The 7,830-nt window shown below is 73.1% G+C and carries 2 protein-coding genes; both read left to right on the plus strand.

Going from position 1 to position 7,830, the window contains the following annotated elements; all coding sequences use genetic code 11:
• Positions 1-64: 64 nt before the first annotated feature.
• On the plus strand, positions 65-772 hold the full coding sequence (locus tag ACEU5R_RS31480) for a FecR family protein (protein ID WP_392413794.1): 708 nt from the start codon (positions 65-67) through the stop codon (positions 770-772).
• 126 nt (positions 773-898) lie between these two features.
• Positions 899-7,830: filamentous hemagglutinin N-terminal domain-containing protein (locus ACEU5R_RS31485; protein WP_392413796.1), on the plus strand; the 6,932-nt coding region annotated here is incomplete at its 3' end.

Raw genomic sequence — 7,830 nt, forward strand, 5'->3', positions numbered from 1 at the left:
TTAAAACCACCCCCCCCCCCAGCCGCGCGGGGGGGGGCCCCCCCGGCCCCCCCCCGGCCGCCGGGTGCTGCTGCGCGCGGGCCTGGCCGGGGCCGGCGCGGCAGCTGCCGCCGCCGCGCTGCCGCCGTTGGGCTGGTGGGCCAGCCTGGAAGGACTGGGCGCGGACTACAGCACGGCGGTGGGCGAGCAGCGCACCGTCGACTGGGACGGCGGGCAGGCCGTGGTCGAACTGGACGCGCGCACCCGCATGAACGTGGCCGACGGTCCGCGCCGCCTGGAACTGCTGGAAGGGCAGGCCGCGATCACCTGCGCCGAGCAGGGCCAGGGCCTGACCGTCGCGGCCGGCGCCGGCGAGATCCTGCTGGACGCCGCCAGCGTGGGGCTGCGCCGCAGCGGCGACGAGGTCACGGTCACCTGCCTGCGGGGCCGCGTGGATATCCGCCATCCCTCGCGCGAACTGGCGCTGGAAGCCGGCCAGCAGGCGCGCTACGGCGCCGTCGCGGTGACGGCGCCGGCGCGCGCCGACCTGGAGCAGGCCATGGGCTGGCGCGAGGGCGTGCTGGTGTTCCGCGACATGCCGCTGGCCGAGGCGGTGGCCGAGATCAACCGCTACCGGCCCGGCCGCATCATGGTGCTGGACGATGCGCTGGCGGCGCGGCGGGTCAGCGGGCGCTTCCAGATCGCCCGGCTGGATCTGGCGATCGACCGGATCCGCGAGGCCTTCGGCGCGCATGTGCGCCAGCTGCCCAAGGGCATCGTGTTATTGAGCTGACACAAAAGATTCACGAAAAAACCAGTTCGGGTTCCGGGCGGGCAAACACGACAGGAGATATCGCAGGCGAGCGGCCCGAGTCACACCGGGCGCGCGTCATCCGGTCCCCAACCTGAGTCCGTTTCCATGCCCGGCCACACCCGCACTCCCTCCCGCATCCGCAACTGCCCCGCCGCCAGCCTCAAGGGCCGGCTGGCGCCGCGCCGTACGCCGCTGGCGACCGCGCTGGCCTCGCTCGCGCTCGTCGGCGCGGGCGCCGCCCATGCCCAGCCCGCCGCGTTCAGCAGCGGCTGGTTCGCGGCCAAGGGCGCGGCGCAGGCCAACACGGCGGTCACGGGCCGCCTGCCCAACGGGCAACCGGCGCTGGGGCTGCCGGACGGCGCGCGCCAGTCGCAGGCCGCGCGCGAGCAGCTGCAACGCTCGGTGGGCAACCTGGGGCGCACCGCCGCGTCGATCGCCGCGCAGCAGGCGGCGCAGCGCGCGGCCCGCGATGCCGCGCCGGTCACGGGCGGCGCGGCGCCGGACGGCCTGGCGGAGGGAGGTCTCAAGGTGGACGCCAATCCCCTGACCGCCGGCTGGCGCAACGCCAGGGCGCCGGTGCAGACCGCCGCCAACGGCCGCGTCAACGTCGCCATCGAGCAGACCGGCGAGAAGGCCATCCTGAATTGGGAGACCTTCAACGTCGGCCGCAACACCACGGTGCAATTCCGCCAGGATCCGAACTGGGCGGTGCTGAACCGCGTCAACGATCCGAAGGCGCGCCCCTCGCAGATCCAAGGCCAGATCAAGGCCGACGGCACGGTGATGATCGTCAACCGCAACGGCGTGGTGTTCGACGGCGGCGCGCAGGTGAACGTGCGCAACCTGGTGGCCGCGGCCACGCGCCTCAGCGACGAGCAGTTCCAGAACAACGGCCTGTACAGCGCGGACGGCAAGACGCCCGGTTTCACCGATGCGCTGGGCAAGATCGAGCTGCGCCCGGGCGCGGTCATCGAGACCAGCCGTCCTTCGACCGTGACCCAGTCCGGCGGCTACGTCCTGCTGCTGGGCCGCGAGGTCGACAATGCCGGCACCATCACCACGCCCAAGGGGCAGGCGGCGCTGGCGGCCGGCGACAATTTCGTGATCAAGCGCGGCCAGGGCACCGAGGGCAACGTCGCCTCGACCACGCGCGGCAATGAAGTGACGGCCTCGGGCGTAGGCACGGTGCGCAATCGCGGCCTGATCCTGTCGCCGCTGGGCGACATCACGCTCGCCGCGCGCCAGGTCGAGCAGGCCGGCGTGCTGGCCTCGACCACCTCGGTGGACGCGCGCGGCACCATCCATCTGAACGGCGTCGGCGCCGACGGCGCGGTGACGCTGCGTTCCGGCTCGACCACCGCCATCCTGGTGGACCTGGACGGCGCCACCGCGCTGGACGGCCAGCGCGACGCCCTGATGCCCGCCAGCCTGGCCACCGGCCAGACGCTGGGGCAGACCGACCCGTACCGCCGCGACCTGTCGCTGGTGCAGGTGGAGAGCGGCGGCACGGTCGACTTCCAGGGCGATTCGCTGACGCTGGCGACCGGCGGGCAGGTCGGGGTCAGGGCCGGCAAGCGCACGCTGGTGCGCGACGGCGCGCAGATCGACGTGAGCGGCGCCATCGGCGTGGCCGTGTCGATGGAATCGAACAATCTCAAGATCAACGTCCAGGGCAACGAGCAGCGCGACGCGCCGATGAACCGCGACAGCGGCAAGCTCAACAACGGCGATATCTGGCTGGACCGGCGCGAGCTGATCCGCGTCGCCAGCGGCAGCGGCGGTTATGACGGCGACCGCTGGTACAGCGGCGGCGGCCTGCTGGAAGTCGGCGGCTACCTGGGCACCATGGGCGTGCCGGTCAGCCACTGGCTGGCGCAGGGCGGCCAGGTGCGCTTCGAGGGCGCCGAGGTGGTGACGCAGAAGGGCTCCAGCATCAACCTGTCGGGCGGCACGCTGGACGTGCGCGCCGGCACCTTGCAGCAGACCTGGCTGCGCGGCGCGGACGGTCGCCTGTACGTGGCCGACAAGGCTCCGGGCGACGTGCTCTACACCGGCGTCTACCAAGGCTACGAACAGCGTTCCGCGCGCTGGGGCGAAAAGGCCACGCGCCGCTTCTACAACCCGCTGCTGGCGCCGCGCACCCGCTACGAGGACGGCTACACGGTCGGCCGCGACGCCGGCACGCTGCTCATCTCGACCCGCAGCGCCGTGCTGGAAGGCGATCTGGTCGGCGACACCTACCAGGGCATGCGCCAGGACCGCGCGCCGCAGTCCGGGCTGGACGGCTACAGCCAGTCGCAGCGCGCCGCCGCGCGCCGCGCCGGCCTGGTGGTCGGCAACGATGTGCGCTACTACGACACGGCCTCGCGCCAGATCTATTCCCAGCTAGGCGCCACCGGCGACACGGTGGCCGAAGTGGTGCTGGGCGCGGGGCGCGAGCGGGTGGCCGACGGCCTGGACCTGGGCGCCGCCTTGCCGCAGGAAAACAAGGGCAAGCTGTTCCTGGACGCGAACCAGCTCAACGGCTTCTCGCTGGGCCGGCTGCGCGTCGCGGCCGGACGTTCCATCACCGTCGATGCGGCCTTGCGCGGCGCCGATGGCGGCGAAATCACGCTGTATGCGCCGGACGTGGACGTCAAGGCCAATCTGACCAGCCGTGGCGGCCTGATCCAGGCCGGCAACGTGCTGTACCAGCCGTCGTTCCTGGCCGTGCGGCTCGAGGACTCGGCGTTGGCCCCGGCCGCCAACCAGCAGGCGCGGCTGCACGTCGCGGGCGGCGTGATGCTGGACGCGCGCGGCGTCTGGGCCAATCTGCTGCGGGACGCCGACGGCCTGGCCGGCCTGCCGGTGCGCGACGGCGGCCGCATCGCGCTGCGCGGCACCGGTGACGTGGCCGTGGACGCGGGCAGCGTGCTGGACGTGACCGCCGGCGCCTCGCTGTTGTCCGATGGCAAGCTGCAAGGCGGCAAGGGCGGCAACGTGACGCTGGCCTCGCATGTGCTGGGCCAGATTCCTTCCAACGGCGGTCTGCTGTCCTTCGCGGGCGAGGTGCGCGGCTACGGCGTCACGGGCGGCGGCACGCTGTCCGTGGCCAGCGGCGGCAAGATCGTGCTGGGCGGCCCCGTGGATGCGCAGGACGTCACCACGCTGCGGCTGGACCCGTTATTGTTCAGCACCGGCTTCGGCAAGTACGAGATCAACGGCTACAAGGGCCTGACCGTCGCGGATGGCGCGCAGATCGACGTGCTCATGCCGGTGCTGCGGCTGGAAGGCGGCGCCGCGCAGGCGCCCGGATCGGGCGCCCCGCCCGCCGACGTCCTGACGCGCTGGACGCCGGCGCTGTACACCGAGGACGCGCTGCGCGGCACGCTGACGCAACGCGCCGGCGCCGACCTGGCGCTGTACTCGGACCGGGCCGCGCAAGGCGGCCCCATCGTGGTGGGCGAGGGCGCGCGCGTCAGCGTCGATCCCGGCCGCTCGATCCAGATCCGGGGCGCCGACCAGATCACCGTGCTGGGCCGTCTCGATGCCTGGGGCGGCCGCATTTCCATCCAGGAGCCGCGCGTGGGCGAGCAGCCCTATGTGCCCAAGGCCAATCCCCGCTCGGTCTGGATCGGCGAGCAGGCGGTGCTGGACACCGCCGGCCGCAGCCATGTGGCGACCGACGCCAGGGGCCGGCGCTATGGCGTGGTGCAGGCCGGCGGCGCCATCGAGATCGGCGGCACGCTGAACTGGGAGGCCGATGTCGATACGCGCACCCGTCCCATCGACCGCCACGTCATCCTGCGTCCCGGCTCGCTGCTGGACGCGTCCGGCACGCAGGCCGTGCTGGACCTGCCGGGACGCGGCGCGACGCTGGTCGGCTCGGACGGCGGCAGCATCGTGCTGGCCTCGGCCAACAGCCTGCACCTGGACGGCGCGCTGCGCGCGGCGGCCGGTTCGGCTCAGGCGGCCGGCGGCACGCTGGGCATTGCGTTCGGCGGTGCCTTCTACCAGCGCAACCTGTCGCCGGAACAGGCGGTGCTGCAGGAGCGCCGGCTGGTGCTGACGCAGCGCCAGGGCGAAAGCCGGCTGGCCGCCGGCCTGCGGCCGGGCCAGGACAGCGCCGAGCTGGCCTACGGCGCGGGCCGCCTGGGCGTGGACCGCGTCGAGGCGGGCGGCTTCGACAACCTGGCGCTCAATGCCAGCGTGTTCGCCGACGGCAACGTGACGCTGGCCATGCGCCAGAGCCTGCGCCTGTCGGGGGTGCTGACGCTGCGCGCGGACGCGCCGGCGGCCAGCGTGGTGGACCTGCGCGCGCCCTACGTGCTGTTCAATCAGTCGCGCTATGTGGGGCTGCAGGGCGCCGACTTCTTCGTGCAACTCGGGCCCGAGCCGCTGAAGTACTTCCACAACGGCAACCGGCTGAACGTGTCGGCGAATCTGGTGGATGTGCGCGGCCTGCGCGACTTGATCGGCTTTGACGACGTGCGCTTCGACGTCCAGGGCGACCTGCGCATGGGCAGCCCGGGCTTTGTCGACCGCAGCATCCGCACCAAGCTGGCGGCGCCCGACCGCATGACGCTGAGCGCCGCGCAGATCTACACGACCACCCGCAGCGGCGGCATCATCGCCGCGGGCGAGTACATGGCAAAGGGGCCGCAGGGAGACATCTACAGCTACAACCCCAAGGCGGTCCTGACGATCCGGCGCGCCTCCGGCGATCTGCCCGCGGTGCCGTATGCCGCGTTCGGCGGGCTGACGCTCATGGCGCCGCTGATCGAACAGGGCGGCGTGCTGCGCGCGCCGCTGGGCAGCATCGTCTTCGAAAGCAACCCGCAGGCGCCGAGCACGGTACGGTTCCTGCCGGGCAGCCTGACCTCCGTCAGCGGCGCGGGGCTGCTCATGCCCTATGGCGGCACGGTGGATGGGGTGAAGTACCTCTACGCCGGCAACGAGGTGAAGCCGGACGCCACCGGTTCCTCCGGCTACGACGGCCGCAAGATCGAGATCCAGGGCAAGGCGGTCGAGGTGGCCGAGGGCGCCGTGCTGGATGTGTCCGGCGGCGGCGAACTGAGCGGCGGCGCCTTCGTGCGCGGACGCGGCGGCTCGGTGGACGTGCTGCGCTACGCCATGGCCGACGCCAATCCGGGATTCGGCTTCAGCCGTTCGGGCAACGCCGTCTATGCCATCGTGCCGGGCTTTGCCGGCAACCAGGCGCCGATCGCGGCCGACGCGGGCGCGGGCAGTCCGGCGGTGGGCCGGCAGGTGACCATCGGCGCCGGCGTGCCGGGCCTGCCGGCCGGCACCTATACGCTGTTGCCCTCGACCTATGCGCTGTTGCCGGGCGCGTTCCGCGTCGAGCTGGGCGCGCAGGGCGCCTATGACGCGTCCGCCGTGGCGCGCACGCGCGGCGGTTCCTGGGTCGGCAGCGGCTGGCTGGGCACGGCCGGCACCGCGCAGCGGGCGGCGCTGCCGACCAGCCTGCTGTTCACGCCGGGCGACGTGCTGCGGCGCCATGCGCAATACAACGAGACCTCCTACAACGCCTTCCTCCTGGCGGACGCGGCGCGCAAGGGCACCCAGCGCGGCCTGATGACCGTCGACGCCCGCGCGCTGCAGCTGACCCTGGACGAGGGCGCGGGCATGGGCCGGCAGCCGGCGCTGTCGTTCAAGGGCCTGGCGCGCTTCGGCGTGCCGAAGGACAGCGGCGGATACGCAGGCAGCCTGGTCGTCAACGGGCCGGCCCAGGGGCTTGAGATCCTGGCGGCGGGACAGGCGCCCATCCTCGGGCCCAAGGCCGCGGCGATCCAGGCCTCTGATCTGAACGCGCTGTCCGCCGGCGCGATGTTCCTGGGCGGCACGCCGGGCCGGGGCGTGTACGACTCGGGCCAGATGGACGTGTACGCCAAGAACACGCAACTGCTGGTGCGCAGCGGCGCCGTGCTGTCGGCACCCGAGATTTTCCTGTACGCGGCCTCCGGCGGGCGCGGCATCGTGGTCGAGCAGGGCGCGACGCTGTCCACGCTCGGGCGCGGCGCGGCGGCGCTGGACGCGCGCACGGGCACGTACTACGCGCTGACCTCGGGCGCCTTGCTGGCCGTATCGAACGGGCTGGTGAACCTGATGGCGCCCAAGGGCGGCGCCGGCACCGCCATCGACGTGGGCGGCTGCGTCGCGGCCTGCGGCGGCGCGTCCCTGCTGCTGTCCGAAGGATCCATCGGCGCGGCCACCAGCGGCGGCTTCACCTGGCGCGACACGGTGCAGTACGGCACGCGCAACCTGGCGCTGAGCGTATCGGCCGTCAACCTGGGCAGCGCCCAGGCCTTGCAGCAGGCCGGCGCGGCGGGCCACCTGCCGCCGGGGCTGGAGATGAACCAGGACGTGCTGGCCACGCTGCTGCGCGGCAATACGGCGCTGGGCGCGCCGGCGCTCGAGAGCCTGATCCTGAACGCGAACGAGTCGATCAACGTGTACGGCGCGGTGGCGCTGGACGCGCGCGGCGCGGGCGGCCGCTCGCTGCAGCGGCTGGTGCTGGGCGCGCCGGCCATCTACGGCTATGGCGCGGCGGGCGACACGGCCACCATCGCCGCCGGCGAGTTCATCTGGGCGGGCGCGATCGCCGCGGACCGCAACGGCATCAACGTCGGCGCCACCAAGCCGCAGGCGCCTGGCGGCGCCATGCTGGACCAGCTCGGACACGGCAAGCTGAACGTCGTGGCCGACACGATCCGGCTGGAGTCCTCGCCGTATCAGCTGCCGAACGATCTGGTGACGGCCGAGCGCCTGCTGCTGGGCTTTTCCTCCGTGACCCTGGACGCCGCCAAGATGATCGCGGGTCGGGCCCGGGGCGGGCTGTCGGTCTATCACGAACAGGACGGCTACAACGCACAGGACGGCTGGCGCTATCGCGGCGGCGACCTGCTGATCCGCACGCCGCTCCTGACCGGCGAGGCCGGTTCGGTGATGACGGTCAAGGCCGGCGGCGCGCTGTCCGTCGCCGGCACCGGCGCGGCCGCGGCCGCGCGCGCCGCGGTGGGCGCCACCATCAACCTGGC

The sequence above is a fragment of the Achromobacter sp. 413638 genome (genome assembly GCF_043119405.1).
Taxonomy (GTDB): domain Bacteria; phylum Pseudomonadota; class Gammaproteobacteria; order Burkholderiales; family Burkholderiaceae_B; genus Achromobacter.